Genomic DNA, 26,787 nt, shown 5'->3' with positions numbered 1-26,787 from the left:
GCGGCGCCTCGCGCGGCGCCCCCCGGATCGCCTCGCGCGCCGCCCTCCTGGAACGGCGCGCGTTCACCCCTTGCTGACCGCCGCCAGGATCTCCGGCAGCCGCCCCGCCGTCCGGGGCGCCGCGAGCCGGAGCCCCAGCAGCGTGATCAGCGCCCCGTAGACGGCGCCCAGGGGCAGCAGGAGCCAGGTCCAGCCGTCGCCGTCGGCGCTCACGTTCAGCCAGATCGTCAGGGCGATGACGGGGGACGCGAGCAGGGCGGCCGAGATCAGGCCGCCGAAGATGGCGATCCAGGCGAGACCGGCCTGACCGGGGGCCACGTTCTTGTAGCCCTCCTGGGGGATCGAGTACGGGAAGCGGGCCGAGGACCACGCGCCGGTCGCCAGCATCGCGCCGAGCAACGCGAAGGAGAGACCGAGGACTTCGGGCAGCTTCTCCCACGCCCCGAGCAGCCCGGTCGTCACCGTGGTCACGAGCGTCGCGTACGGCAGGGTGATCAACAGCAGGGCCAGCGCCCGCCCGCGCAGTTCGACGTACGCGTCACGGGTCGAGGAGATGGTCAGGGCCACCATCCAGAACGCGGACGTGTCCTGCCCGAACTGGTTGTACATCTGGATCCCGAGCATCCCGGCCGCGAAGCACGCGAAGTAGACCGAGCCGGTGCCCTGGAGCGCGTTGAACACCGGCACGATCAGCCCGATGGCCAGCGAGGTCACCCAGGCCGCCTTGGTCTTCGGATCGCGCCACACGTACCGCAGGCTCCGCTCCATGACCGTGCCGGTGCGCCCGGCCGGAAGCAGCCGCGCGAGCCCCGACGAGCCGCGCTCGCGGCCCACGGGCTCCGCGGCCTGGAGCGTCGACCCGTCGGGCGAGGTCATCAGCCGGGTCAGATGACGGGACCAGAGCGCCAGCAGCCCCGCCAGGGCGGCCACGCACAGCGCGAGCTGGAGGATCCCGGCCCCGTACGACCCGTCGCTCACCGAATCCACGGCGCCGATCGCCGACGCGGGCGGGATCCAGCGCAGCACGTCCGTCACCGGGTCCAGCTCCGACAGCCCGCCCGCCGAACCGAGCCGCTGGGCGCCGAAGTTCACCAGCTGGGCGCCGACCGCGACGACCAGTCCGCTGAGCACCGCCAGATCGCGTCCCTTGCGGCTGGACAGCAGCCGGATGTTGGCGGCCGCGACGGCCCGCGCGAGGGCCACACAGACCAGCAGGGCCAGCACGAGGGCGGCCACCGCCGTCGCGTACGCCGCCGCGCCGTGGGCGACCGAGATCACCGAACCGAGCAGCAGGCAGAACGTGAAGAGCGGCCCGATGCCGACGAGCGAGGCGGCCAGCAGCGCCCGGACGAGGGGCCGCGGCCGCAGCGGCAGCATCACCAGCCGTGTCGGATCGAGCGTCTCGTCGCCGCCGGGGAAGAACAGCGGCATCACGGCCCAGCCGAGCGCCAGGACCGCCACGAGCAGCACGCCGACGGCGGTGGCGTGCGCGTTGCCGCGCAGCGCGATCAGGCCGAGCAGCTGGAGCACGGCGAAGAGCAGCACGAGCACCGTGGACGCGATGAACGCGGCCCGCCGCCCGGCGGACTGCCGCAGGCCGTTGCGCAGGAGCGACAGCTTCAGGCGTACGACGACGGGGGTGATCGACGCGGCGGAGACGCCGGTGCCGGCGCTCACCGGGGAGCCCCGCCGCCCAGCCAGTCCAGGTCGGCCGTGGTGCCGCGGCCGTGGGCGCCGACCAGCTCCAGGAAGGCCTGCTGGAGGGAGGGGGCGCTGCCACGCACCTCCGCGAGCGGACCGTGTGCGCGGATGCGTCCGGCGGCCATGACGGCGACCCAGTCGCACAGCGACTCGACCAGCTCCATCACATGGGAGGAGAAGACGACGGTGGCACCGGACGCGGTGTACCGCTCCAGGACGCCCCGGATGGTCTGCGCGGAGACCGGGTCCACGCCCTCGAAGGGCTCGTCCAGGAAGAGGACTTCGGGGTTGTGCAGGAGAGCGCAGGCCAGACCGATCTTCTTGCGCATGCCGGTCGAGTAGTCGACGACCAGTTTGTGCTGGGCGCCCGCGAGGTCGAGGACGTCGAGGAGCTGGGTGGCACGCTTGTCGACCTCGGCGCCGGGCAGGCCCCGCAACCGGCCGGTGTACCCGAGCAGTTCGCGTCCGGAGAGCCGCTCGAAGAGCCGGAGTCCCTCGGGCAGTACGCCGATCCGGGCCTTCACCTCCGCCGGGTCGCGCCAGACGTCGTGACCGACGACCTCGACGGTGCCGTGATCGGGCCTGAGCAGCCCGGTCACCATCGAGAGGGTGGTGGTCTTGCCGGCCCCGTTCGGCCCGACGAGCCCGATGAACTGCCCCGCGGGAAGCTCCAGATCGATCCCGGCCACGGCGACCTGCTCGCCGAACCGCTTCCAGAGCCCCCGCACACGTACGGCGGGCACGCCGCCGTCCTTCGCTCCCTCGCTCATACAGGCACCCTAAGCGCCCCCGGCCGCCCGCCACCCGTCTCCGCCGGGTCTCAGTCGATCTACCGGTCCCGGCGGGCCTCCGCCGGCCCCTGCCGGCCCCTGCCGGCCTCCGTCGGCCCTACCGGTCGCGGTCGCGTCCGCAGGCGTAGGCCAGCGGCGAGACCAGCTCCTCCGCGTCCGGCAGCCAGCGGTTCGCGGGTGTCGGCCGGCAGGCCCACTGCACGGCGCCCCGGGATCCGACCCGGGTCGGCGGCGCGGCCACATAGGCTCCCTCGCCGAGCGTGGTCAGATCGAGCGAGGCGGGCGGCCAGCCCAGTGCCCGTACCAGGCCGGGGATCTTCGCCGCGGCTCCGGGGAGCACGAAGAAGTGCATGCGACGGTCCGGGGTGCACGTCACCGGCCCGAGGGTGAGCCCCATCCGCCGCATACGGGCCAGCGCCAGGAACCCGGCGGTCTCGGGCACGTCGATCGTGTCGAACGTACGCCCCGTGGGCAGCAGGATCGACGCCGTCGGCCGCATCGACCAGAGCCGCCCCGCGACCGTCGCGCTGCCCGTGGCCAGGTTCGCCCAGTCCTCGCGCGCCGGATGCGCGCCGGGCACGGCACAGGCGGGTTCGCCGCAGGAGCAGAGCTGCACCCCGCCGGCCGCTTCCAGCCAGGTGCCGGGGAACACGTCCCAGTGGCGTTCCTCGGCATAGCGCACGGCGGCGTCCCGCAGCGATTCGCCACGCTGCTGGGGGATCTGTGCGGACTCGGTGCCTGCGATGGTCTCTTCCACGTGGATCCCAACTCCCGCGTCCACTCCGGGTTACGGGGGACACGCGCACGGGGGAGGAGCATCGTTTCCCCGCCTGGGGCGCATGGGTGCACGTGTGGGGGCGCGCGAGGGCAGCGGCAGCCGGTAGCGGGTAATCAGGGGTGGGGCCGGGCGACCTTCCTTACCCCGGCAATCCTCACATGTCTCGCATCTTCGGCATGTCTACGGGGCATTGATCTTCGTGGCCGGCTTCCTTCGGTGCGACCGGCCGGTGAGGACACATCAACTCGGTGCGTGGGCAGGCACCGCAGCCACAGGGGGTACGCCATGGCCGCAAGGCCTCTCATCGCCAGGCAGCCGAACGAACGGCTCCAGGCGCTCATCCAGGAAGCGGGCTGCTCGAACGCCGGGCTGGCCCGCCGGGTCAACATGTGCGGGGCGGAGCACGGACTCGATCTGCGCTACGACAAGACGTCCGTCGCGCGCTGGCTGCGCGGTCAGCAGCCCCGGGGACGGGCTCCGGCGATCATCGCCGAGGCGCTCGGCCGCAAGCTCGGCAGGACGGTCACGATCGACGAGATCGGCATGGCCAACGGCAAGAACCTGGCCTCCGGTGTCGGTCTCCAGTTCTCGCCGACGATACTGGGCGCCATCGAGCAGGTCTGCGAGCTGTGGCGCAGCGACGTGGGCCGCCGGGACTTCCTGTCCGGCTCGTCCGTCGCCGCCTCCGCGCTCGTCGAGCCCAGCCGTGACTGGCTGATCTCGTCGCCGGACTCGCAGGTGGCCCGGTCCGCGGGTCCGCGCGTCGGGCTCTCGGACGTGGCGGCGGTCCGCGCGATGACCCAGGCCCTCGTCGGCCTGGACCACCAGTACGGCAGCGGCCATGTGCGCCCGGTCGTCGTGCACTACCTGAACAGCGTGGTCTCCGGGCTGCTCGCCGGCTCCTACCGTGAGGCGGTCGGACGCGAACTGTTCGCGGCTGTCTCCCGGTTGACGGAACTCGCCGGCTACATGGCCATCGACACCGGCCAGCCGGGGCTCGCCCAGCGCTACTACATCCAGGCGCTGCGGCTCGCGCAGGCGGCCGGTGACCGCGGTTACGGCGGCTATGTCCTCGCCGCGTCCATGAGCCACCTGGCGGCCCAGCTCGGCAACCCGCGCGAGATCGCGCAGTTGGCGCGCGCGGCCCAGGAGGGTGCGCGCGGGCGGGTGACACCGCGGGCGGAGTCGATGTTCCTCGCCGCCGAGGCGCGGGGGCACGCGCTGATGGGTGACGCGCGCGCCGCGCAGGTGGCGTCCGGGCGGGCCGTCACGGCGCTGGAGAACGCGGACGCGGCCTCCGGGGACGACCCGACGTGGATCGCGCACTTCGACGAGGCCTATCTGGCCGACGAGCTGGCCCACTGCCACCGGGACCTCGGCCAGGCCGAGGCGGCCGCGCGATGCGCCGAGGAGTCCCTGGCCGGTCATCCCGAGTCGCGTGCCCGCCGCCGGGCCATCGGCTATGTCCTGCTGGCCACGGCACAGGTCCAGCAGCGCGAGGTGGAGCAGGCCTGTCACACCGGTCTGCGCGCCGTCGAACTCCTCGGCACGCTCCGCTCCAACCGCGGCGCCGAGTACCTGGAGGACCTTCAGCAGCGCCTGGAGCCGTTCCAGGACGAGGCCGTGGTGCGGGAGTTCGGGGCGCGCATGGAGCTGCAGGCGGCGGCGTGACCGTACGTCGGGGACCTGGGGACCTGGGGACCTGGGGACCTGGGGACCTAGGGAACCTCGGGGCCTGGGGGGCCTGGGAGATCTGAGAGTCCTGGGGGACTTCGGGGATGAGAGGGGTTTCGGGAGCCTGAGTTGAGGGTGTGGCGTCCGGTGCGGCCGGACCGCGGTCCGCGCGCGGGGGTGTGTGCGATCCGGCTCAGGACCCGGGACCGGACCGGGAGCCCGGGGAACGTCGTGCGGCGGCCGCCGGTACGGGGTGTGATCATTTCGCTTCCGCGCCCTCCGGCCCCGCGCTCATGAACATATGGCCCGTACGGGAGTGAACGCCGGGAAAACGAGGACGCCGTGAGGGAGAGGAGTGAGATACAGCGCATTCGGGGGCGGTTTCGTTACCCGTGTCACAAGGTGCCGCGGTCACCGCAGGTGCTGCGTAGCACCGGGTTGTGGGGACCCGGTAGCGTGAGCCGATGATTCCGAAGGTCCCCCATTCGTAGGAGTCCCGGTGACGCAGAGTGGACAGGGCGAGGAGCCCTCGGCGCGGCCCGCGCGCGAAGGCATCGTGCTGCCCTCCGACGGTAGCGAGCCGATGCTGCCGGGCACGACGGGCGACCGTGTGACCCCGGCCAGTGGCCCGGCCTGGGGTGGGCAGTGGGGCCCCGACCAGTCGGCCGCCCCGGCTCCGCAGTCCGCCGACGGCTGGGGTGCGCCCGCGAACGCCGCTCCGTCGTGGGGTGCCTCCGCGCCCTCCGATTCCCAGGGCTGGCCGGCGGCGGACCCGCACGGCGCACAGCAGGCGCAGGGCTTCGGCGCGCCGGGATCCGGCTCCGCACCGCTGCCGCCCGAGAGCGCGCCGTCCTCGGGCTACGGCGCCCAGAGCGGCTATGCGCCGGGGGCGCACGGCTCGCACGCCGCCGCCGGATACGACGGCTACGGCTCCTACGGGGCCCAGGAGCAGCAGGGCGGGCACGCCGGCCCCGGGGCTCGGCTCCCGGCCGGCGGCGAGGACGGCGCCACTCAGTACATTCCGTACATACCGGCTGCCCCGGGTGGTGACGAGGGGGCGACGCAGTTCATCCCGCCGGTCGCCGCCGCGCCGGACGAGGGCGCCACCCAGTTCATCCCGCCGGTGGGGCCGGGCGCTCTGCCGCCGGAGATCCACACCGGCGCGCCGCAGTACCTGGGGCAGCCGGCGCAGGGCGGCGCCGGTTCGGACGCCGACGCCACGCAGTACATCCCGCCCGTGCCCGCGCAGCCGTCAGGGTCCTTCGGGATGCCCTCCGGCACGCCCGAGGAGCGGCAGCCCCCGGCGGAGTTCGACAGTCTCTTCCGCAGCGAGCCGGAGGTGGCCGGGGCGACGCAGATGCTGCCCCGTATCGACGCGGGCGCCCCACAGGCCCCGTACGGCGCGGGTGACATGTACGGAGCCCAGCCGGCGCCGGGTGCCCCCGGCGGCCGGGCGGGCGGACGGCGTGGCGGCCCCGCCGCCGGTGACGGAGGCGGCGGCGGTGGCCGCAGCGGCTCGCGCGTCCCGGTGATCGCGGCCGTCGGCATCGGCATCATCGTGCTCGGTGTCGGCGCCGGCGCCCTGCTCAGCGGAGGCGGCGGCAGCGACGACGGCAAGGACGACACCGGCAAGACGGTGGCCGCGACCGCGCCCGCGACGGCGGGTTCGTCGGCGCCCGCCGGTGACGCGGTGAAGGCGCAGGCCGTCGAACTGGACAAGCTCCTCGCGGACAGCACCAGCAGCCGCGGCTCGGTGATCAACGCCGTGGCGAACGTGAAGGCGTGCGACAACCTCGGCCAGGCGGCCGTCGATCTGCGGAACGCGGCCAAGCAGCGCGGGGAACTGGTCACCCGGCTCTCCGGCCTCGCGGTCGACAAGCTGCCGAACCACGACGAGCTGACCGCCGCCCTCAACAGCGGCTGGAAGGCCTCCGCCTCGGCCGACAGTCACTACGCGGCCTGGGCCGACCAGGTCGCCAACGACAAGAAGGGCTGCCGCAAGGGCCAGGCGCGTACCACCGGGCAGACCCAGGCGGGCGACCGGGCCAGCGGTACGGCCTCCGCCCAGAAGGAGAAGGCCGCGCAGCTCTGGAACTCCATCGCGTCCAAGTACGGCCTGACGCAGCGGACCCGCTCCCAGCTCTGACCTGGTGCCCCGGCAGGCAACGAAAGCCCGGCCTCCTCGCCGAACGGTGAGGAGGCCGGGCTTCGTCGTGCGCGGGGTCCCGCTTCCGGCCCGGCGGCTACTGCTCCGCTGTGGCCAGGGTCTTCGCCATGTCGACGAAGTCGCGTCGCTGCGAGGTGAGCTGACCGCCGCGAATGACCTGGAAGGTGACGTCGGCGTTGACCAGGCGCGGGAAGGCGGCGACCGTGGTCTCCGCGTCGAAGCGCCAGTCGAGGGTCGGCGTGACCCCGCCCGTGTTGACCTTGAGGCCGTTGTCGAGCTCGCGCCGGAGGGTGAGCGGCGAGACCTCGCCCGCGCCGAGGGCCTCGATGACCTTCTTCAGCACGGTGTAGGCGATCCAGGTGGTCTGCACCCCGGCGTCGCTGGGATCGATCCGGTTGTCGCCGAAGGCCTGCTCCTTGATCACCGCGCGCATCGGGTTCCAGCGCGCGTCGTCGGCGGTGGGGTACCAGCCGGTGACGTACGACCCCTCGTAGGGGCCCGACTTGCCGCCGGTGGCGTCGATCAGCGACTGGTCGATGTTGCCGATGACGGTACCGGTGTGCACCTTCCGGTAGTCCTCGGCATCGCGCCGGAAGGAGTCCATGAAGGTGTTCGTGCGGTCACCGAGCGCGGGGACCACACAGCCCTGCCGGGTCGGGTCGGAGGTCGCGTGCTCGAGCGCGAGCCGGGTCGGCAGGGAGTACTCGGTGGCGTCCTCGGCCGCCTTCTGGTCCGCGGCCTCCGGGTGGCCCAGGGCCTTCAGGCCGGAGTCGAGCAGCACGGGCAGCTCGTCACCGGCGATGGTGTCGGGGCGTATGAGGGAGACGGGGCCGCAGCTCTTGCCGAGCTGCTCGCCCAGGCCCGCCAGGAGGACGCCCTGTCCGCCGTTGACGGGGTAGGAGATGGGGCTGGTGAACTCGTCGTCGGTGACGCCGAAGCCGCCGATGTAGGGGATGCCCGCGCTCTCCAGCGGGGCGAGGAACGCACGGCTGTGCTGGCTGTAGGAGCCCACGACCGCGACGACCTCCTCCTCGGCGGCCCGCTCGGCGCAGTGCGCAGCGGCGACCGAGTCGTTGTGGTCGTTGCAGGTGAGGACCTCCAGCCGGCGCCCGTTGATGCCGCCGTGGGCGTTGACCCAGCGCGCGTAGGCCTTCGCCAGCGCCGGCATGCCGGGCTTGTTCGTCGCGTTGGTCTTCTCGGGGGCCCAGGTCATCACCTTGACGGGGCCATCCCCGGAGCCCCCCGTGGCACCAGGGATGGCCCCGCATCCGACGGCGACCGACGCGCACGCGACCAGCGCGCTCGCGTACAGCAGCTTGGCCTTGCGGGGCCGGGGCGGAGTGGGGGAGGTGGTGCGAGTACGTCGCCTACCGGTCATGCACATGCACGATTCCCCCACACCGAGAACCGTTGTGTGACCCGCGGTCGACACCAGGTGACGCAGAGGTGAATTGCAGGGGTCGATGAACTGTTTTTCACAGGGAACGTACGATCGGTGACCGTGCAAGACTCGGAGAACTCTTCCCGCCGTGGCCGTCGCTCATCCACCATGGGCGGCATGCCACTGAACGACATGCCGTGGTGGCGCTGGCGCAGCAATGTGCGCTCCGCGCTGCACATGCTTTCCGACCCCGCCTTCCAGAGAGACGTCTGGCTCGCCGGCGTCGACGGATACGGCGACGTCACCGACGCCGTGTACCGCCTGGTCGAGGACACCTGGCTGGACAACTGGTCGGCCGAGAAATACATCGGCACGATCTTCCGGGACTCCCAGGAGGCGGCCCTCGTGGACAGTGCCGTCCTGCGGGTCCTGCGGATCATGCATCAGGTCGGACCCGACGCGCCGGTCTCCGCCTATCTCGACCACCAGGCCTGGCCGGACGCCCTCCAGGCCGCTCGTGCCGCACACGTACGCCTGGCGTCGAGCGACGGAGAGGACCCGGACACGCCTCCACGCACCCTCGAGGTCCTGAGGATCCTGACGCGGTCCGCCTGAGCCGTCGGGCCGTCGGCCCGACGGCCCGTGCCGTGCCGTGCCGTGCCGTGCCGTGCCGTGCCGTGGGCGGTGTCCGGGTGGCGGAACGGCACTCCTGTGCGGGCGCTCGGTATGAAACGCTGTTCGGCATGAATGAGCCGTCCGTCCGCGAGACCGTGCCCGCTGCCGAGCAGTACGTCCTGACGCTTTCCTGCCCCGACAAGCAGGGCATCGTGCACGCCGTGTCGAGCTACTTGTTCATGACCGGCTGCAACATCGAGGACAGCCAGCAGTTCGGCGACCACGACACGGGTCTGTTCTTCATGCGCGTCCACTTCTCGGCGGAGTCGCCGGTGACTGTGGAGAAATTGCGTGCGAGTTTCACAGCGATCGGCGACGCCTTCCACATGGAGTGGCAGATCCACCGGGCCGAGGACCGGATGAGGGTCGTCCTCATGGTCAGCAAGTTCGGTCACTGCCTGAACGACCTGCTCTTCCGCGCGCGGATCGGCGCGCTGCCCGTCGACATCGCCGCGGTGGTCTCCAACCACACCGACTTCGCGGAGCTGGTGGGGTCGTACGACGTTCCCTTCCACCACATCGCGGTGACGAAGGACACGAAGGCCGAGGCCGAGGCGCAGCTGCTGGAGCTGGTGCGCGAGAAGGGCGTCGAGCTGGTCGTCCTCGCCCGCTACATGCAGGTCCTCTCGGACGACCTGTGCAAGCAGCTCAGCGGCCGCATCATCAACATCCATCACTCCTTCCTGCCGAGCTTCAAGGGCGCCAAGCCGTACCACCAGGCGCACGCCCGCGGGGTCAAGCTCATCGGCGCGACGGCGCACTACGTCACCGCCGACCTCGACGAGGGCCCGATCATCGAGCAGGAGGTCGAGCGGGTAGGCCACGACGTCACCCCCGACCAGCTGGTCGCCATCGGCCGTGACGTGGAGTGCCAGGCGCTCGCCCGCGCCGTGAAGTGGCACGCGGAGCGCCGCATCCTGCTCAACGGGCGCCGGACGGTCGTTTTCGCCTGACCGCCTGACCGCCTGACTGCCTGACTGCCTGACTGCCTGACCGCCTGACCGCCCGACCGCCCGACCGCCTGGCAGTCGGGTCACATGCGGCTCAGTGATGCCGCCGCGGACAGTACGTCCCAGATGACGTCGCGGTCGCCGTCCTGTCCGGCGGCCGCCTCCTCCGGCGACACATGGCCCGCGGCCAGGTGGCAGAACTCCACCCCGTCCAGCGCGACATGGGCCACCTCGTGATCGGCGGAGCCGACGGCGCCGGGCGAGTCGAGCGGGATGAGCCACTCGCCGCCCCCGGAGCCCTCGATCTCCAGGCGCAGGCTGCGCCCCGGAGTACCCGCCGCGACGAGATGCCGGGCCGACCGGGCCGACAGACCGGCCCGGCGCCGCTCGGCGAGCGAGACGGGCAGCATCCGCGCGGCCAGGTCGATCATCCGGTGCAGATGCCGGGGAGCGGGCGGTTCGTACGGGTAGTCCACCGCGTCGGCGATGTCCCCCGCGTGCACCCAGCACTCGAAGGCCCGGTCCAGCATCGAGTCGCTGAGAGGCAGCTCGAAACCGCCGTACGGCACGGTGAGCCGCCCGGAGGCCTCCCCGCCGGCGACCCCGCCCGCGGCCGGGGCGCCCTCCTCCACGAACGACACGGTCCGTACGATGCCGTGGCTCTGCTCCCGCCAGGGTCCGCGCACGGACGAGGTGGGCGGGACGCGCGAGGAGCGCCAGTACGCCTCGGTGCGCTCCTGCGGTGACGGCCGCTTCGCGTCGGACCCGCCGAGCGGGTCGTCCAGGCCCAGCGCTACGGCGACCAGTCCGTCGACGCTCAGCAGATGGGCGATGACCCCGGCGACGGTCGTGCGCCGGCTCACGGGCCCGTCGCCCTCGAACCAGCGCAGCCGCACGGGCGCGTGCCATTCGGAGCCGCCGATGTCCTGGAGCAGGGCGTCGAGACGGGCGGTCTCCGCGTCGTACGGAGCGGCCCACTCGGGTACCGGGATGCGCGGCGGGCGCCGGTCCAGGCAACTCGTCAGGACACGGGTGCGCAGCGTCGGGTCCAGGTCGAGGCTCTCCGGCGGGTGCAGCAGCCCGACCGCCTCGCGCAGCCGCAGCGCCTCGTCCGCGCACGAGCCGCAGTCCCCGAGGTGGTCCTCGACGGCACTCGTCTCGTCCGCCGAGCAGGCGGCCAGCGCCCACGCGCCCAGCAGCGACTTCAGGACCCGGTGTTCGAGGACCAGCGGCGCCGGACCGGGGGCGGCGGCCGGCTCGGGCAGCGGCAGCCCGGTGTCCTCCACGGAGGCGCGTGGCGGCGGGATGCGCGGCGGCCCGCCCGGCCGCCGTCCGGCGCCGTCGGCGTCCTCGTGCCCGTCCTCGTGCATGCCGCTGTGTCCGTCCTCGTTCTCGTCCGTGTTCCCGTGCACGTCCTCGTGCCCGTCCGCGCGCCCCTCCTCGTCGCCGAACGATGCGAACCGGCCAGGTTCCCCGCTCACACCGCACCCCCGGGTTCCGGCGGCGCGGCGGCGGGCCCGGCGTCGTGGGCGGTGGACAGCAGCTGGAGGCCGAGGCGCAGCCGGCGGCGGGCCTCGTCCTCGGTGACGCCGAGATCGGCGGCCGCCTGGCGGTAGTCGCGGCGCTGGAAATACGCCAGTTCCAGAGCGGTCCGCAGCGGGGTGGGCATGGACGTGACGATGTAGTCCGCGCGGGCGGCGACGGACGCGCTGCGCACCTTGCGCTCCAGCTCCTCGGCGGTGCCGTCGCCGCTCCTGGCGAGCGCGGCGGTCTCGGTGGCGCGCAGGCGCTGCACGGCCAGCCGGTGGGTCAGGGTGGCGACCCAGGAACGCAGCGGGCCCTGTTTGGGGTCGTAGGCGTCAGGGTTCTCCCAGACCTGGGTGAAGACCTCGCGGGTGATCCCGTCGGCGGCCCGCTCGTCCCCGAGCACGCGATGGGCGAGACCGTGCACGAGCGAGGCGAACCGGTCGTAGAGCTCGCCGAGCGCGGCGGCCTCCCCGCGTGAGAGCCGCTGCTGCATCCTGCGGTCCCAGCGGGGCGGTGCGTCCTGCGTCGCCATACGGCCCCCTCACCCCTGGTCGTGCCCGGCGCCCGTCCCTGCGTCCGGCCGGTGTACCGGCCGTGTCCCCTGTCGCTGTCCAGCCATGCGGTTGCTGCCGTCCAGCCTGTGCGCACCCGCTGTCTTGAATGTAGTCGGCACGTCCGACAGCGCACGCCCCTTTGCGTCAATGTGCGCCCCTCGACAGGCCGTGGATGGTAGAAGCGCGCCCGTTCCACCCTCGTACCTGATCGCAACTGTCCATATGCGACCGAAAGAGAACCCTCGTGAAGCATTTTCGACCGTAGACAGGCGTTTCTTCCTGGCGGGATCCGTGTTTCATGGAACTACGGCGGGGCAGCCGCGCTGGAAGGAAGCGTACGGAGTGCTTCCGTTTCTGCTGGGCGAGGCGAGCGAGAGGCGTGGCGGTGACGCTCAAGGTGACGCACGTGACCGACGTGACCGACGGCGAGAGCGGCGCGGACGGTACGGGGAGAGGGACTGCGGGCGGTTCGGACGTTCCGCGCCGCCACGAGAGCGAGTGGGCCGTGCTGCGGGTGTCGGGCGAGCTCGATCTCGTGACGTCGCCGGCGCTGCGCCAGAACGTCCACGACGTGGTGGCGGCGGGCCGGCACAGCGTCGTCCTGGATCTGTCCGAGGTCGTGTTCTGCGACTCCAGCGGCGTCGGCGTCCTGATCGCCGCCCGCCGTCTCATGCGTTCCTGCCGGGGGCGTCTGCGGCTGATCCTGCCCGCGCAGGGCGCGGTCGACGGCTCCCACGTGAACCGCGTCCTCGGGGCCCTCGGCGTGCGCCGGCTCTTCGACGTGTACCCCGACGTCGACGCGGCCACGGACGAGGAGTCCCGCCCGCTGTCGGCCTGACGGCCCGGTCACGGCCCGTACGCCTCCCCTCCCCTTCCCCCACCCCCGCCTCTGGCCCTCGCCCGGAGCGACAGCACCTGATCACCGCGCGGCACACCAGCACGCCGTTGTCCCGGAATTCTTGCGGTCTTGGTACAACCGTCGCCTTCCGGCGCCGGGGACGGTTCGGGCGTCGTACGCTCCGTCCCAGATGAACCGCAGTCCGGCCGAGGCCGGCTGAGAAGTGAGGCGGTCCGACACACCATGGTCAGTTCCGAGTACGAGCGCAGGATCGCCGCCCGGTTCGCCGGCTTCGATCAGGACGGCAACGGCTACATCGACCGGGAGGACTTCAACGCCGCGACCAAGGCCGTCCTCGCCGAGTTCGGCACGCCGGCCCGGTCGGACAAGGGCCAGGCCCTCTACATCGGGGCCGAGGCGTTCTGGCAGGGCATGGCGGGGATAGCGGACCGGGACGGCGACCAGCGGATCACGCGCGAGGAGTTCGTGAGCGGCGCCGTCAAGCGGCTGCGCGACAACCCCGACCGGTTCGCCGAGATCGCCCGACCCTTCCTGCACGCGGCCCTCGCGGTGGCGGACACCGACGGGGACGGCGCGGCCACGGTCGAGGAGACCACGCGCGTCCTCAGGGCCCTGGGAGTGGGCGACGGCATCGCCGCCACCGTGGCCGCCGCCCTGGACACGGACACCGACGGACGGATCGGCGAGACGGAGATCGTGAGCGGCTTCGCCCGCTATTTCACCGTTCCGGAATAGCCGGAGCGGGCCGGCGGGCGGGTCTCACCCCGAGAAACGCTCCCTGAGCCGGTACTTGAGCACCTTCCGTAGCGTCTCGTTGCGCGGAAGGGCGTCCACGACCTCGAGCTGCTCCGGCAGCTTGTGCACGGACAGCCCTTCCCCGCGCAGGTACGACGTCACCGCGGCCAGCGTCAGCTCCGGGGCACCCGGCGGCTGTTCCACGACCGCGCACACGCGTTCCCCGCGTTCGGCGTCGGGCAGTCCGATCACGGCGGCGTCGCCGACCGCCGGGTGCCGGTGCAGCAGGTCCTCGATCTCCTTCGCGGAGATGTTCTCGCCCTTGCGGATGATGATGTCCTTCACCCGGCCGGTCAGGGCGAGGTGACCGCTCCCGGTCAGATGCCCCACGTCCCCGGTGATCAGGAACCCGTCCGCGTCGAACGCCTCCGCGGTCTGTTCCGGGTCCAGATATCCCCGGCAGACGGCCTCCCCCCTGAGCCGCACGTCACCGTCGACACCGCACGGCCGGGCTGCGCCCGCCGTGTCCACGATCCGTATCTCCATGCCCTGCGGCGGCCTGCCCTCCGTGGTGGCCAGGTTCTCGGCCGTGTCGTCCGGCGCGCCCATCGTGATCATCGGGACCTCGGTCATCCCGTATCCGTGGGTGAGCTGTACGCCCATCTCCCGGACGACGGAGTGGTAGACCTCGGGCGGCTTCGGGGCCCCGCCGCCGGCGAGCAGCCGCAGCGTGGGAATGACCGGCTCCCCGGGCTGCTTGCGCTGTTCGGCGAGGAACATCGAGTAGAACGCGGTCGACCCGCCCGCCACCGTCACGCCGTGCCTGCGGTACTCCTCCAGGGCGGCGGGCAGCGCGAAGTGCTCGAACATCACGGCCGGGAAGCCGTACAGCAGCAGCATCACCGTGTAGTCGGGCCCGGCGATGTGCGCGTACGGGAAGGCCATCGAGCCGACGTCGCTCTCGGACAGCCGCAGCGCGTGGGCGAGGCAGGAGCCGCCCGCGATCAGCGAACGGTCGGTGTGCAGCACACCCTTGGGGTCGGAGGTGGTGCCCGAGGTCCAGTAGATCCAGCGGACGGAGGTGCCGTCCGTGGGCGGGCCGGGCAGGACGGCGGGATCTCCGTCGGGCAGCTCGTCGTACGCCTCGAAGACGTTCTTCGCGTCCAGCCGGTGTGCCATCGCGGTGTGGTCGAAGCCGCGCCACCGGCCCGGTACGGCGACGTACTCGGCCTTCGACTCCCGCAGCGCGAAGCCGACCTCACGGTCGCGGTAGAAGGGGATCACCGGCGACTGCACGGCGCCGACGCGGGCCAGCGCGAAGGACAGCAGGGCGGTCTCGATCCGGGTGGGGAGCTGCCAGGCGACCACCGTGCCCGGCCGTACGCCCTTGTCGTGGAGGCCCGCCGCCACCCGCTCGGCGCGGTCGCGCAGCTCGCCGAAGCTCAGGGAACGGTCGCCCTGGAGCAGGACGGGCCGGTCGGGGGTGAGGTCGGCGCGGCGCTCGACCAGTTCCCACAGCGTGCGCGCGGAACTCAGGGCGTGTGCGATGTCGTTCACTGCGACCCCCTGTGGTCGGTCACTTCGGCGAACAGAGCTGACGTGCAGAGCTGACGTACAGAACTGACGGACAGTCAGATTGTGCGCAGAGCGTAGGGCTCGGCGCCTTGTCGGTCCATAGGCGCGGGGCTAGCCTGCTTGTGGAGTTGAATCTGACGGGTCATCAGAAACATACGCCAGGCGGAGGGGACCATGACCGAACTGCCCCGCATCATCAGCGTCGACGACCATGTGATCGAGCCCGCGCACCTCTTCGAGACCTGGCTGCCACGGAAGTACCACGACCGGGGGCCGAAGCCGCTGACCGCCGGAATCGGTGAACTCGCCTACGTCGGGGGCAAGTACCAGATCACCATGGACCCGGACGGTCCGCCGACCGACTGGTGGATCTACGAGGACCTCAAGTTCCCGTACAAGCGCAACATCGCCGCCGTCGGCTTCGACCGCGACGAGATGACGCTGGAAGGCATCACCCGCGCGGAGATGCGGCGCGGCTGCTGGGACCCCGCCGAGCGGCTCAAGGACATGGACCTCAACCACGTCGAGGCCAGCCTCTGCTTCCCCACCTTCCCGCGCTTCTGCGGCCAGACCTTCGCCGAGGCCCACGACAAGGAAGTCGCCCTGGCCTGCGTGCGGGCGTACAACGACTGGATGGTCGAGGAGTGGTGCGGCGACAGCGGCGGCCGGCTGATCCCGCTGTGCCTGATCCCCCTGTGGGACATCGACCTCGCGGTCGCCGAGATCCGCCGCAACGCCGCCCGGGGCGTCAAGGCCGTCACCTTCTCCGAGATCCCCACCTATCTGGGGCTGCCCTCCATCCACTCCGGCCACTGGGACCCGTTCTTCGCGGTCTGCCAGGAGACCGGGACGGTCGTGAACATGCACATCGGCTCGTCCTCCCAGATGCCGGCCGCGTCCCCCGATGCGCCCCCCGCCGTCCAGGCCGCGCTGTCCTTCAACAACGCGATGGCCTCCATGATGGACTTCCTGTTCAGCGGCGTCCTGGTGAAGTTCCCGCGCCTCAAACTGGCCTACTCCGAAGGCCAGATGGGCTGGATCCCGTACGCCCTGGAGCGCGCCGACGACGTCTGGTCGGAGCACCGCGCCTGGGGCGGGGTCAGGGATCTGATCCCGGAGCCCCCGTCCACGTACTACTACCGGCAGATCTTCTGCTGCTTCTTCCGCGACAAGCACGGGGTGGCGTCCCTGGACGTGGTGGGCCGCGACAACGCCACCTTCGAGACCGACTACCCGCACGTCGACTCGACCTTCCCGCACACCAAGGAGGTCGCCCTCGACCATGTGAAGGGCCTCGACGACGAGACGGTCCACAAGCTGATGCGCGGCAACGCCATCCGCATGCTGGAGCTGGACCTGTAGTGGACCTGACGTACACGCCCGAGGAGGAGGAGTTCCGCGCGCGGCTGCGGACGTGGCTCGCCGGGGTCCTGCCGGAGCTGCCGCCGAAACCGTCCCCGCGCGACTGGCCCGCGCGACGGGCGTACGACCTCGGCTGGCAGCGGATGCTGTACGACGCCGGGTACGCGGGGCTGCACTGGCCCGTCGACGCGGGCGGCCGGGGTGCCACCCCGACCCAGCACCTCATCTACCTGGAGGAGACGGAGAAGGCGGGCGCCCCCTACGTAGGGGCCAACTTCGTCGGGCTGCTGCACGCGGGGCCGACCATCGCCTCCGAGGGAAGCGCCGGGCAGCGGGCGCGCTGGCTGCCGCCCGTGCTGCGCGGCGAGGAGGTCTGGTGCCAGGGCTTCAGTGAGCCGGACGCGGGCTCGGACCTCGCGGCGCTGCGCACGCGCGCGTGGCGCGACGGCGACGACTACGTGGTGAGCGGGTCCAAGATCTGGACCTCGCACGCCGAGGTCGCCGACTGGTGCGAGCTGCTGGTACGGACGGACCCCGCCGCCCGCAAGCACCGGGGCATCACCTGGCTCGCCATGCCCATGGACGCGCCCGGGATCACCGTCCGGCCGCTGCGCACGCTCGCGGGCTCCACCGAGTTCGCGGAGGTCTTCCTCGACGAGGTGCGGGTCCCGGTCGCCAACCGGGTGGGCGCCGAGAACGACGGCTGGCGCGTGACCATGGTGACGCTCTCCTACGAGCGGGGCACCGCCTTCGTGGGCGAGGTGGTCGCCTGCCGGCGCGTCCTGTCCGAGGTCGCGCGCGAGGCACGGAAGAACGGCCGCTGGGACGACGCCGTACTGCGCCGCCGTCTCGGCAGGCTGAACGCCGAGTTCCGCGCGCTGTGGCGGCTCACCCAGTGGAACGTCAGCGAGGCGCAGAGCGCCGGGGGCGTGCCCGGTGCCGGCGGTTCGGTCTTCAAGCTGAGGTACTCGCACGCCCGTCAGGAGCTGTACGACGCAGCCGCGGAGGTTCTCGGTCCCGAGTCCCTGGACCTGGGGCGGGAGTGGACCCTGGACCGGCTCTCGTCGCTGTCGTACACCATCGCGGCCGGCACGTCGCAGATCCAGCGGAACATCGTGGCCGAGCGGATCCTCGGCCTTCCCAGGGGGAGGTGAGTCCGAGAGATGGACTTCCGGCTCACCGACGACCAACGGGCCTTGAAGCAGGGCGTACGCGACCTGTTCGAGGGCCGGTTCGGACGGGAGGCGTTGCGCGCGGCCGTGGACCGGGCGGACGGGAGGCGCGGGGCGGACGCCCCGGAGAGGGCGGACGGGAAGGCCACGGCAGGCGGGAGAGAGGGGGCGGACGGGAGGCGCGGGGAGGGCGCTCGGGTTCTCGACCGGGAGCTGTGGCGCGAACTGGGCGCGGCGGGGTTCTTCGCGCTTCGCCTGCCCGAGGCCGAGGGCGGCGTGGGGCAGGGCCTCCCGGAGGCGGTGCTGGCCTTCGAGGAGGCGGGGCGGGTCCTGCTGCCGGGCCCGCTGATCGCCACGCACCTCGCCGCGGGCTTCGTGGCCGGGGCCGCCGCCGGTGAGGTGGTCGTGACGTCCGCCGACGGGCCACTCGTGGAATGGCTGGAGGAGGCCGACGTCGTCCGGGGCGATGTCACCGGAGCCGAGCCGCTGGTCCCGGTGGACCCGCTGACCCCCCTGCACCGGCTGCCCGCGACCGACGGCCGGCCGCCCGGCGGGGGCGCGTTCCGGGCGGCCCGGACGCCGGACGGGCTCCTCACGTCGCTGTTCACCGCCGCCGAACAGCTCGGCAGTGCCGCCCGAACCTGCGAGAGCGCCGTGCAACACGCCCGGACGCGCGAACAGTTCGGGCGGCCGATCGGCGCCTTCCAGGCGGTGCAGCATCTGTGCGCGGGCATGCTCGCGCGGGTCGAGGTGGCCCGCGCGGCCGTCTACGCCGCCTCCGTCACCGCCGACCCGGTGGACATCGCGGCGGCCCGCCTGCTCGCCGACGAGGCCGCCGTGCGCGGTGCCCGCGACTGCCTCCAGGTGCACGGCGGCATCGGTTTCACCTGGGAGTCCGACGTCCATCTGCACCTGAAGAGAGCGTGGACGCGGACGCACCGCGCCGGTGGAGCCACGCGGAGTGAGGAGGAGTCGGCGGACGATCTGGTGGCCGGGACGGCGTGAAGGGCCGCCGCGCCGGGGCGCCGCGGGAGGAACGGGGGCGGATGTCGCGGATCGTGGCAGAACGGGATCACGGAGCGTTGAGACCGGGTTGTGTCCTAGGCGTGACTTGTCACGGCCTGGAGTCAGCGCCGGGCTCCGGTACCTTGTGTGGGATGCGAGTGGTTCTGAGGCTGAGCCATCCCGGTGTTGCCCCCGAGGCCGCGCCGGACCCGGCGATGCGCGCCGTTCGCAAGGCGGGACGGACCCCCGTACCTGCCTGTTCGACTCCCCTTGGCGAGCGTCGCACAGTATGCCGCACGCGTACTCCTTCGCGCTGGAATATGCCCGAAGCGCTTGTTGGGGTGACTGTACGTCAACCATGCTGTCTCGCAAGGGAATCACGTTCCGTGATCCTTGTTCTGGCCATGCAGAAAATGGCTACGATCGTGGCCCTTGTGAGGCGCGAGGCGATGTGTCCGCCGGTTCGGATGGTGTGAGCGGTGCAGGTGCTTCAAGTGCAGCTGGAGATCCGGCCCGACCCCGCAGAGGTGGGGCGAGCCCGGCGGTGGGCCCGTTCGAGGCTTGCGGGGTCCGGGATAGACGCCGATGAACCACTCGCCGAGACGCTGATCCTGCTCGTCTCCGAGCTCGTCACGAACGCGGTCGTGCACACCGGGTGTCCGGCCGTGCTGCGCCTGTGTCTGCCGGGCGGAGCCGGGGACGCCACCGTGCGCCTCGAAGTGGCCGACTCCAGCGCCCGGCCGCCGATGCCCCGGCACGCGGACGGTGACGAGACCAACGGCCGCGGTCTGGAACTGGTCGACGGCCTCGCGGACCGCTGGGGCTGGAATCCCGAGGGTGCCGGCAAGCGCATCTGGTGCGAGCTGGACCGCTGCGCCTCGGGCGCGGCGCAGGACTCCCCGTACGGCGCCTATGGCGGCTACGCGTACGAGGCGGTCTAGGACCTGTCCGGCCGTCCGGCCCGGCCGGCCCGCTTCCTCGTGGGTGCCGCGCCGTGCCGTGACGTGGCGTGGCGTGCCGTGACGTGCGGTGCGCTGCCGCATGCGCTGTCGTGCTGTGCCGTGCGGCCGAGGGTGTCCTGGCGGTCCCTCCTCTTCGCGCGCATCTCGCGTTTTGTGCATGTATGCACGAAAGCGCTGTACACGGCCGCGGTTGTGGCCGAATGCGCCGGGTCGTGCTTCCGTACGCGCAGTCTCAAATAGGGTGGAGCGCCGCAAATCCCCGATCGGGTGTTGACGTGGCGTGTCCGTTTGATCACGCTTGTGTTCAGCGATTCGCCGCGAGGGGACGACGAGGGTTCCGGTGACGGGGACCCTCGGCGAGTGCGGGTCGTGATTCGGCGTCGGTTTCCCCACGGCCAGGGGAGGCAGGGCGGGAACGCCGGAGGCGGATGGCGGCGCGCGATGCCGTGCCCGGGGAGAGGTGGGGACCTTCCGGCCGGGCGCAGTCGAGAGTGGGGGAGGCGCGCCGCCACCCGGCCCTTGGACGAACAGGCTCTGGATCGGCCCTCGGACGGAGAAGCCCTGGGCCGGTCCACGGCCGGACGGACCCCTGGAGCCACCCCCTCGGGGCGGACGGGTCGTCAGAGGATGGCCACGGGTGCCACGGGGGTGCCGGTGCCGCCGACGAAGGGTTCCGGCATCGCCGACAGCAGGAAGTCGTATCGGTTTTCTTGTCCACAGGCTGTGGACAACTCTTCGAGATTCCAGTTCTGGCCCTGCATCATCCCCATTTCGACCAGATCGAGCGCGTGCACGGGCAGCCACAGGTCCTCGATCTCGGGCGGGAAGACCTCGAACGTCAGGGTGTCGTTGGCGACCGCCGCGACATCGCGCGCATGGAACCACTCGGGAGTGCGCACCGACAGACCCGGCGACGGATACCCGTACCCGTGCTTGTCGCCCGCCAGATACACCTGGATCTGTCCGGTCCTCACGAGCACGATGTCGCCCGCCCTCACCCGTGTGCCCGCCAGCTCCTCCGCGGCCTCCAGGTCTTCGGGGGTGACGGCGTGCCCGCCGGCCAGCCGGTGTTCGCCGCGCGCCCGCGCCACGTCGAGCAGGACACCCCGCGAGACGATGTGCCGCGGCTTGTCGATCCCGCTGAACTCGGCGCCGCCGTGCGGGGTGACGGTGGAGGCGGGGCGTCCGTTGTAGAGCCTGCCGGAGTGCGAGACATGGGGCAGCGCGTCCCAGTGGGTGGCCGCCTGGAGGCCCATGGTCACGGCGTCGTCGCTGCATGCCACCGTGTCGGGGCCGAAGATCTCCTGGTTGATCTGCACCATCGCGTGCAGCGGATTGACCCGCCCCGGGATCATCCCGGTCTGCACACCGTCCTGCTGGAGCGGCAGGGCGAGCGGCACGCGGTGCCCGGTCCGTACGGTCGCGGCGGCCTCCCGCACCACCTCGTCGGTGACGAGGTTCAGCGTCCCGATCTCGTCGTCGGCCCCCCAGCGCCCCCAGTTGTTGACGCGCTTCGCGATCTCGTGGAACTCCGGATGAAGCGTCGGCCGCGACATGAGTCCTCCCCAGGGGCTTGTCTCCAGGCATCTGACGGGTCGTAGAATCCGAGTTGAATCTAACGGACCGTCAGAAACTGCGGGAAGGGGCCGGGCATGGGGAACTTCCTTGCGGGCAAGGTCGTCGCCGTCACGGGCGCGGGCCGGGGGATAGGCCGGGCGGTCGCCCTCGCCGCGGCCGCCGAGGGCGCACGCGTCGTCGTGAACGACTACGGCGTGTCCGTCGAGGGCGGCGAGCCCACGAGTTCGGTCGCCGACACCGTCGTCAAGGAGATCGAGGCGGCCGGCGGGGAAGCGGTCGCGGTGGCCGACGACATCTCGACGATGGCGGGCGGGCAGCGGGTCGTCGACACCGCGCTCGCCTCGTACGGGCGGATCGACGGTGTGGTGTGCGTGGCCGGCATCCTGCGTGAGCGGATGCTCTTCAACATGTCCGAGCAGGAGTGGGACCCGGTCGTCGCCACTCATCTCAAGGGCACGTTCACGCTCTTCCGGGCCGCCTCGGCGGTGATGCGCAAGCAGGGCTCGGGCACGCTGATCGGCTTCACCAGCGGCAACCACCAGGGATCGGTCGCGCAGGCCAACTACAGCGCGGCGAAGGGCGGAATCATCTCACTGGTGCGCAGCGCGGCTCTTGGACTGCACAAGTACGGGGTCACCGCGAACGCGGTCGCGCCCGTCGCCCGTACCCGCATGTCGGCGAACGTGCCCATGGAGCTGAAGGAGATCGGCGAACCGGAGGACGTGGCCGCGCTCGTGGTCTACCTGCTGTCGGACCGCGCCCGCGCGGAACGCATCACCGGGCAGGTCTACACGATCGCCGGACCCAAGATCGCCGTATGGGCCCAGCCGCGCGAACTGCGCGCCGGATACGCCGAGGGCGCCTGGACCCCGGAGAGGATCGCCGACTTCCTGCCCGGGACCGTCGGCGTCGATCCGATGCCGCTGCTGGAACAACTGGAGGCGATGGCGCGGGCGGCGGCGGACAAGGCGCGCCCCAACGCGTGATCGTGCCCCCGGGCGCGGTGGGAGGAGAGCGCGTGGATTTCGCATTCGGCCCGCAGGACGAGGCCTTCCGGCGCGAGGCGCGGGCCTGGCTGGAGGAGCGTCTGACCGGCACCCCCGGGCGCCGCGACTGGGAGCGGGAACTCGGGAAGGGCGGCTGGATCGGACTCGGCTGGCAGGAGGACGGGTACGGCAACCGGCGTGCGGACCTGACCCGTCAGGTCGTGTGGGCCGAGGAGTACGCCCGATCCAGGGCGCCGGCCCGCTCCGGGCACATCGGCGAGAACCTGCTGGCGCCCACGCTCATCGCGCACGGGACACCGGAGCAGAAGCGCCGCTTCCTGCCGCCGATCGCCGAGGGCCGGGAGCTGTGGTGCCAGGGATACAGCGAACCCGGCGCGGGCTCCGACCTGGCGGGCGTCCGGACGACCGCCGCACGGGCGACGGACACGGGGGAGTACCGGATCACGGGGCAGAAGACCTGGACCTCGCTCGCCCACGAGGCCGACTGGTGCTTCGTGCTCGCCCGCACGGAGCCGGGGTCCACCCGCCACCACGGCCTGTCCTTCCTCCTCGTCCCCATGGACCAGCCCGGCCGCGTCGAGGTCCGTCCGATCCGCCAGCTGACCGGCACCAGCGACTTCAACGAGGTGTTCTTCGACGGGGCGGTGGCCCGGGCCGGGCACGTGGTCGGCGGCGAGGGGAACGGCTGGCGGGTCGCCATGAGCCTGCTCGGTTTCGAGCGCGGGGTCTCCACGCTGGCCCAGCAGATCGGATTCGCCGAGGAGTTGGGACGCGTGCTGCGGACGGCCGTCGCGACGGGAGCGGCCGGGGATCCCGTCGTACGCGACCGGCTCGTGCGCTCGTGGGCCGAGCTGCGCACGATGCGATGGAACGCCCTGCGCACCCTGGGCGGTTCCGAGGGCCCGGGAAGCCCTGGGAGGGCCGGCGGCTCCGGGGGCGAGGGGGCGCCGAGTGTGGCGAAGCTGCTGTGGGGCGGCTGGCACCGGCGGCTCGGTGAACTGGCGGTCCAGGTACGGGGGGCCGCCGCGGCGGCGGGTCCGGCGGACCGGTCGGCCGCGCTGCCCTACGAACTGGACGCCGCCCAGCACCTGTTCCTCTTCAGCCGTGCCGACACGATCTACGGCGGCTCGGACGAGATCCAGCGCACGATCATCGCCGAGCGCGCGCTCGGCCTGCCGAGGGAACCCCGGGGCCGGCCATGAGCGGGCAGGACGGCCGGATACGGCACGAGAACGGCCCGGCGCGGACCGGGAACAGCCCACGGACAGCCCGGGTTGGCCCGGGAAGAGGGGAGCCGGCGCGATGCGAGGCGTGATCTTCGACGGGAAGAGGACCCAGGTCGTGGACGACCTGGAGATACGCGATCCAGGGCCCGGAGAGGTTCAGGTGGCGATCGTCGCGGCGGGACTCTGCCACAGCGATCTCTCCGTGGTGGACGGGACCATCCCCTTCCCCGTTCCCGTGGTCCTCGGTCATGAGGGGGCGGGCGTGGTGGAGGCCGTGGGCGCGGGCGTCACCCATGTCGCGCCCGGCGACCATGTGGCGCTGTCCACCCTCGCCAACTGCGGGACCTGCGCGGAGTGCGACCGGGGGCGGCCCACGATGTGCCGCAAGGCGATCGGCATGCCGCAGCGGCCGTTCGCGCGCTCGGGCCGGCCGCTCCACCAGTTCGCCGCCAACTCGGCCTTCGCGGAGCGCACGGTGGTGAAGGCGGTGCAGGCGGTCCGGATCCCGAAGGACATTCCGCTGACCTCGGCCGCGCTGATCGGCTGCGGGGTCCTGACGGGCGTCGGAGCGGTCCTGAACCGGGCCCGGGTCGACCGCGGCGACACCGTCCTGGTCATCGGCACCGGCGGCATCGGTCTCAATGTCATCCAGGGCGCCCGGCTCGCGGGCGCCCTGCGGATCGTCGCCGTCGACTCCAATCCCGCCAAGGAGGACGTGGCCCGCAGGTTCGGCGCGACGCACTTCCTCACCTCGGTGGACGGGGTGAAGGACATCCTGCCCACCGGAGCCCAGCACGCCTTCGAATGCGTCGGCCGCGTCGAACTCATCCGCCAGGCCGTCGACGCGCTCGACCGGCACGGCCAGGCGATCCTGCTCGGCGTCCCCCCGGCGACGGCCGAGGCCTCCTTCCTCGTCTCGTCGATGTACCTCGACAAGTCCATCCTGGGCTGCCGCTACGGCTCGTCCCGCCCCCAGCGGGACATCGCCCTGTACGCCGAGCTGTACCGCGAAGGCCGGTTGCTGCTCGACGAGTTGGTGACGGCGACGTACCCGGTCGAGGACTTCGAGAGGGCGGCCGAGGACGCGCACGCGGGGAAGGTGGCGAGGGCGGTGCTGACGTTCTAGAGACGGTTTCGGGCCGTCATGTCGTTCTTGAGACAAGGGAGTTCCCGCCGTCGGCTCCGTCGGCTCCCGTGCCCGACCCGAAGGTGCGCCGGTACCGGGCCGGGCGGCCGGACCGAGCAGGTGACGACCTCGTGGAGCGGCTGCCCGTCGGTGTCCCGCGCCTTGCCGAAGACGCGCTGCGGAATGCCCGGCTCGAAGGGGATCCGGTCGCTCCTCAAGCGCCGCTTGATGCCCTCACCGTTCGAGTCCGCCCCCGGCAGCGTCGGTCAATGGGCCGCCCCAGGAAGCCGGAGCGTTCGCGCGAAGTCGTCCAGTGCCTCCATTGCCGCGGCGATCACTTCCGGATCGTCGTGGTGCCCGCGGAGCAGGACGTCGGGGAGGCCGGGCGGGGTGTGCCAGTGGTACGTCACCGAGGTCATCATGATGGTGTTGTCCGCAGGGTAGGAGCGGGTGACCCGGACCCCGTCCGCGCCCAGGTGTGGAGAGGCGAACGGAATGCTGCCGGTTCGCTGCTGCCACTCGGGGATCTCCGGGTGCGGCACCGTGAACGCGGTGACTCCCTCACAGGATGCCGCGTCACGGGCCTCGCAGTGGAGGCGGGTGGCGTGCATCACCAGAGGCATGCAGGTCAGCGGAACGGGGTGGTAGATGAACGCCTCGTCGGCCTGGAGCTTGTCACGGAGCGTCACCAGCGTCTGCTCGTAGAAATTTTTGTGGAATCGGCGGAGCTTGCGGGTGAGCTCAATGCCGTGGATGGCGGCCAGGCCGAGCAGGTGCTGGTCCAGCCATTCCTTGAAGGTCTTCTTGTCGATCCGGAGGTGGAGATAGCCCCAGAGGCCTGGGTTGGCATCCGTGTCGATGTGCAGTGGTGCACCGAGGTCGGCGCTCCACAGGGTGCCGTCGGACATGAGCGGTCTCTTTCGTCAGGGGCACGGGCAGGGGGGAGTGTTCAGGCATAGCTCCAGCGGAAGGTGCTCATCACGGCGTCGAACAGCTCCACGAGGGTGTCGTAGAAGGCGGGATCCGAGCCGGGCGCGATCAGGGCGCTGAAGGAGAAGGTGCAGTACTGGTCAGGAGTGCTGTCCGGGATCGGCACGAAGTACTCGACCCGGCGGTGAGCGGCGTCGATGCCCTTTGCGGTGTCGGCGGGGACATCTCGTTCCGAGCGCAGGGCTGCCGCGTGGTCGAGTTCCCGCATCTCGGCTCCGGGGGTCTCGGAGGCGAGCGCGAGCAGGACCGCTTCCGGCCCGCTGTCGGGCCTGGCCCTCGGAATCTAGATCGGTTCGGAGGCGACGATCGAGACGGGCAGCGCGACGCCGTGGAGACGTTCGGTGGGGAGGTAGAGGGTCATACCCCCCTTGGCGCGGGCCTGGCGGACAACCTTCTTCATCTCTTTGACGAGCTTCAGCCGGGCCTGCGGAATGTCGTCCTTGGGAAAGCCGACGGGCAGCTGCGCGACGGCCTTGCGGACGATGCGGTCCATCGCTTCCTGGGTACCGGTGCGTAGCGGAATCACGTCCCAGCCGGGCGGTGGCACCAGGTTGAAGCCGGTCGGGGACCGGTGGTGCTCAGTGGTGGCCACGGCGCTCCCGCCTCTCTTCCAACGCGTAGGCGACGCCGACGAAGACCGCCCACGCCGGGGCGGCGAATATGCCCGGCCAGAAACCCAGGAACATCGAGGGCAGGAAGAAGCCGCCGCCCATGGCGAGATCCCGGGTGAGGTAGGGCGGACGGCCCGCGTGCCGGGGGTACTTCGCGAAGACCCGGACGTAGTGCAGGAGGCAGCCGACGATCCCGGCCTCATAGACGTAAAGGACGTCGTTCATCAGGGACTTCGGCACCAGGATCATGATCCCGAATACTGGGAAGACCAGGGGCATTCCGATGATCAGGGTGAGCCGGAGCCGACGGTTGGGACCGGTGCCGAGTCCGGTGCGGCCCTCTTCCGCCTCGGTGATGCGTTGTGCCGAGTGCAGATCCAT

Annotated in this window: 25 protein-coding genes and 1 pseudogene; 13 read left to right on the top strand and 13 right to left on the bottom strand. The window is 71.7% G+C overall.

Annotated elements, in window-relative coordinates:
• Positions 1-63: 63 nt before the first annotated feature.
• From OG410_RS19170 to OG410_RS19160, 3 genes are all read right to left on the bottom strand, one after another.
• Positions 64-1,701, bottom strand: a complete 1,638-nt coding sequence (locus OG410_RS19170) for a transporter (protein ID WP_443063894.1) — start codon at positions 1,699-1,701, stop codon at positions 64-66.
• Positions 1,674-2,471, bottom strand: coding sequence for an ABC transporter ATP-binding protein (locus tag OG410_RS19165; RefSeq protein WP_329300310.1), 798 nt, complete (start codon positions 2,469-2,471; stop codon positions 1,674-1,676). Before OG410_RS19165 ends, OG410_RS19170 begins: the two co-directional genes overlap by 28 nt.
• Before the next feature lie 118 nt (positions 2,472-2,589).
• Positions 2,590-3,249 (bottom strand): bifunctional DNA primase/polymerase, encoded by a 660-nt coding sequence (locus tag OG410_RS19160; RefSeq protein ID WP_329300309.1) that lies wholly within the window; start codon positions 3,247-3,249, stop codon positions 2,590-2,592.
• Between the two features lie 306 nt (positions 3,250-3,555).
• Between OG410_RS19160 and OG410_RS19155 the strand changes: the two genes are divergently transcribed.
• Together OG410_RS19155 and OG410_RS19150 are read left to right on the top strand one after the other, a co-directional pair.
• Complete coding sequence (locus tag OG410_RS19155) at positions 3,556-4,941, top strand: transcriptional regulator (RefSeq protein WP_329300308.1); 1,386 nt, start codon at positions 3,556-3,558, stop codon at positions 4,939-4,941.
• Between the two features lie 502 nt (positions 4,942-5,443).
• Positions 5,444-7,090, top strand: a complete 1,647-nt coding sequence (locus OG410_RS19150; RefSeq protein ID WP_329300307.1) for a hypothetical protein — start codon at positions 5,444-5,446, stop codon at positions 7,088-7,090.
• A 97-nt stretch (positions 7,091-7,187) separates the two neighbouring features.
• On the opposite strand, the gene OG410_RS19145 is transcribed toward OG410_RS19150, so the two are convergent.
• Positions 7,188-8,489, bottom strand: coding sequence for an ABC transporter substrate-binding protein (locus OG410_RS19145; protein WP_329300306.1), 1,302 nt, complete (start codon positions 8,487-8,489; stop codon positions 7,188-7,190).
• Between the two features lie 117 nt (positions 8,490-8,606).
• On the opposite strand from OG410_RS19145, the gene OG410_RS19140 reads away from it, so the two are divergent.
• Both OG410_RS19140 and purU read left to right on the top strand, forming a co-directional pair.
• On the top strand, positions 8,607-9,107 hold the full coding sequence (locus OG410_RS19140) for an SCO4402 family protein (protein ID WP_329300305.1): 501 nt from the start codon (positions 8,607-8,609) through the stop codon (positions 9,105-9,107).
• A gap of 128 nt (positions 9,108-9,235) precedes the next feature.
• Positions 9,236-10,120: a formyltetrahydrofolate deformylase gene (gene purU, locus OG410_RS19135; RefSeq protein ID WP_328451310.1), complete on the top strand. Its 885-nt coding sequence runs from the start codon at positions 9,236-9,238 to the stop codon at positions 10,118-10,120.
• Between the two features lie 80 nt (positions 10,121-10,200).
• Here purU and OG410_RS19130 read toward each other — a convergent pair whose 3' ends face one another.
• Both OG410_RS19130 and OG410_RS19125 read right to left on the bottom strand, forming a co-directional pair.
• Positions 10,201-11,487, bottom strand: coding sequence for a maleylpyruvate isomerase N-terminal domain-containing protein (locus OG410_RS19130; RefSeq protein WP_329304167.1), 1,287 nt, complete (start codon positions 11,485-11,487; stop codon positions 10,201-10,203).
• 107 nt (positions 11,488-11,594) lie between these two features.
• Positions 11,595-12,176, bottom strand: a complete 582-nt coding sequence (locus tag OG410_RS19125; RefSeq protein WP_328669700.1) for a sigma-70 family RNA polymerase sigma factor — start codon at positions 12,174-12,176, stop codon at positions 11,595-11,597.
• 527 nt (positions 12,177-12,703) lie between these two features.
• Here OG410_RS19125 and OG410_RS19120 point away from each other — a divergent pair.
• Together OG410_RS19120 and OG410_RS19115 are read left to right on the top strand one after the other, a co-directional pair.
• Positions 12,704-13,036 carry an STAS domain-containing protein gene (locus OG410_RS19120; protein ID WP_326790909.1) on the top strand — a complete coding sequence of 111 codons (333 nt, stop codon included), beginning with the start codon at positions 12,704-12,706 and terminating at the stop codon, positions 13,034-13,036.
• A 243-nt stretch (positions 13,037-13,279) separates the two neighbouring features.
• Positions 13,280-13,792: an EF-hand domain-containing protein gene (locus tag OG410_RS19115; protein ID WP_329300303.1), complete on the top strand. Its 513-nt coding sequence runs from the start codon at positions 13,280-13,282 to the stop codon at positions 13,790-13,792.
• A gap of 24 nt (positions 13,793-13,816) precedes the next feature.
• Here the strand turns inward: OG410_RS19115 and OG410_RS19110 are convergent, their stop codons facing one another.
• On the bottom strand, positions 13,817-15,349 hold the full coding sequence (locus OG410_RS19110; protein WP_329300302.1) for a class I adenylate-forming enzyme family protein: 1,533 nt from the start codon (positions 15,347-15,349) through the stop codon (positions 13,817-13,819).
• A gap of 192 nt (positions 15,350-15,541) precedes the next feature.
• Here OG410_RS19110 and OG410_RS19105 point away from each other — a divergent pair, with 192 nt between their 5' ends.
• The 4 genes from OG410_RS19105 (at position 15,542) to OG410_RS19090 (ending at position 19,847) form a co-directional block, all read left to right on the top strand.
• Entirely contained in the window at positions 15,542-16,729 is a 1,188-nt protein-coding gene (locus tag OG410_RS19105) for an amidohydrolase family protein (RefSeq protein ID WP_329300301.1), read from the top strand.
• Positions 16,729-17,883 (top strand): acyl-CoA dehydrogenase, encoded by a 1,155-nt coding sequence (locus OG410_RS19100; RefSeq protein WP_329300300.1) that lies wholly within the window; start codon positions 16,729-16,731, stop codon positions 17,881-17,883. Before OG410_RS19105 ends, OG410_RS19100 begins: the two co-directional genes overlap by 1 nt.
• A gap of 9 nt (positions 17,884-17,892) precedes the next feature.
• Positions 17,893-18,906, top strand: a complete 1,014-nt coding sequence (locus OG410_RS19095) for an acyl-CoA dehydrogenase (protein ID WP_329300299.1) — start codon at positions 17,893-17,895, stop codon at positions 18,904-18,906.
• Between the two features lie 479 nt (positions 18,907-19,385).
• Complete coding sequence (locus OG410_RS19090) at positions 19,386-19,847, top strand: ATP-binding protein (RefSeq protein ID WP_328669694.1); 462 nt, start codon at positions 19,386-19,388, stop codon at positions 19,845-19,847.
• A gap of 641 nt (positions 19,848-20,488) precedes the next feature.
• Here OG410_RS19090 and OG410_RS19085 read toward each other — a convergent pair.
• Positions 20,489-21,424 (bottom strand): cyclase family protein, encoded by a 936-nt coding sequence (locus OG410_RS19085; protein ID WP_329300298.1) that lies wholly within the window; start codon positions 21,422-21,424, stop codon positions 20,489-20,491.
• Positions 21,425-21,520: 96 nt separating this feature from the next.
• On the opposite strand from OG410_RS19085, the gene OG410_RS19080 reads away from it, so the two are divergent.
• The 3 genes from OG410_RS19080 (at position 21,521) to OG410_RS19070 (ending at position 24,805) form a co-directional block, all read left to right on the top strand.
• Positions 21,521-22,432, top strand: a complete 912-nt coding sequence (locus OG410_RS19080; protein WP_329300297.1) for an SDR family oxidoreductase — start codon at positions 21,521-21,523, stop codon at positions 22,430-22,432.
• Positions 22,433-22,464: 32 nt separating this feature from the next.
• Complete coding sequence (locus OG410_RS19075) at positions 22,465-23,655, top strand: acyl-CoA dehydrogenase family protein (protein ID WP_329300296.1); 1,191 nt, start codon at positions 22,465-22,467, stop codon at positions 23,653-23,655.
• Between the two features lie 100 nt (positions 23,656-23,755).
• Positions 23,756-24,805 (top strand): Zn-dependent alcohol dehydrogenase, encoded by a 1,050-nt coding sequence (locus OG410_RS19070; protein WP_329300295.1) that lies wholly within the window; start codon positions 23,756-23,758, stop codon positions 24,803-24,805.
• 92 nt (positions 24,806-24,897) lie between these two features.
• On the opposite strand, the pseudogene OG410_RS19065 reads toward OG410_RS19070, so the two are convergent.
• From OG410_RS19065 to OG410_RS19045, 5 genes and pseudogenes are all read right to left on the bottom strand, one after another.
• Positions 24,898-25,065, bottom strand: a pseudogene (locus OG410_RS19065) (AraC family transcriptional regulator); the annotation flags it as partial.
• Positions 25,066-25,071: 6 nt separating this feature from the next.
• Entirely contained in the window at positions 25,072-25,713 is a 642-nt protein-coding gene (locus tag OG410_RS19060) for a hypothetical protein (RefSeq protein ID WP_329300294.1), read from the bottom strand.
• A gap of 41 nt (positions 25,714-25,754) precedes the next feature.
• The gene (locus tag OG410_RS19055) at positions 25,755-26,003 is read right to left on the bottom strand and encodes a hypothetical protein (RefSeq protein WP_329300293.1); all 249 of its coding nucleotides are present in this window, start codon (positions 26,001-26,003) and stop codon (positions 25,755-25,757) included.
• Positions 26,004-26,078: 75 nt separating this feature from the next.
• Positions 26,079-26,387, bottom strand: coding sequence for a hypothetical protein (locus OG410_RS19050; protein ID WP_329300292.1), 309 nt, complete (start codon positions 26,385-26,387; stop codon positions 26,079-26,081).
• Positions 26,374-26,787, bottom strand: coding sequence for a hypothetical protein (locus OG410_RS19045; protein WP_329300291.1), 414 nt, complete (start codon positions 26,785-26,787; stop codon positions 26,374-26,376). Before OG410_RS19045 ends, OG410_RS19050 begins: the two co-directional genes overlap by 14 nt.

Origin of the sequence: Streptomyces sp. NBC_00659 (assembly GCF_036226925.1) — a bacterium.
Lineage (GTDB): Bacteria > Actinomycetota > Actinomycetes > Streptomycetales > Streptomycetaceae > Streptomyces.
This window is presented reverse-complemented; position numbering and strand designations above follow the sequence as displayed.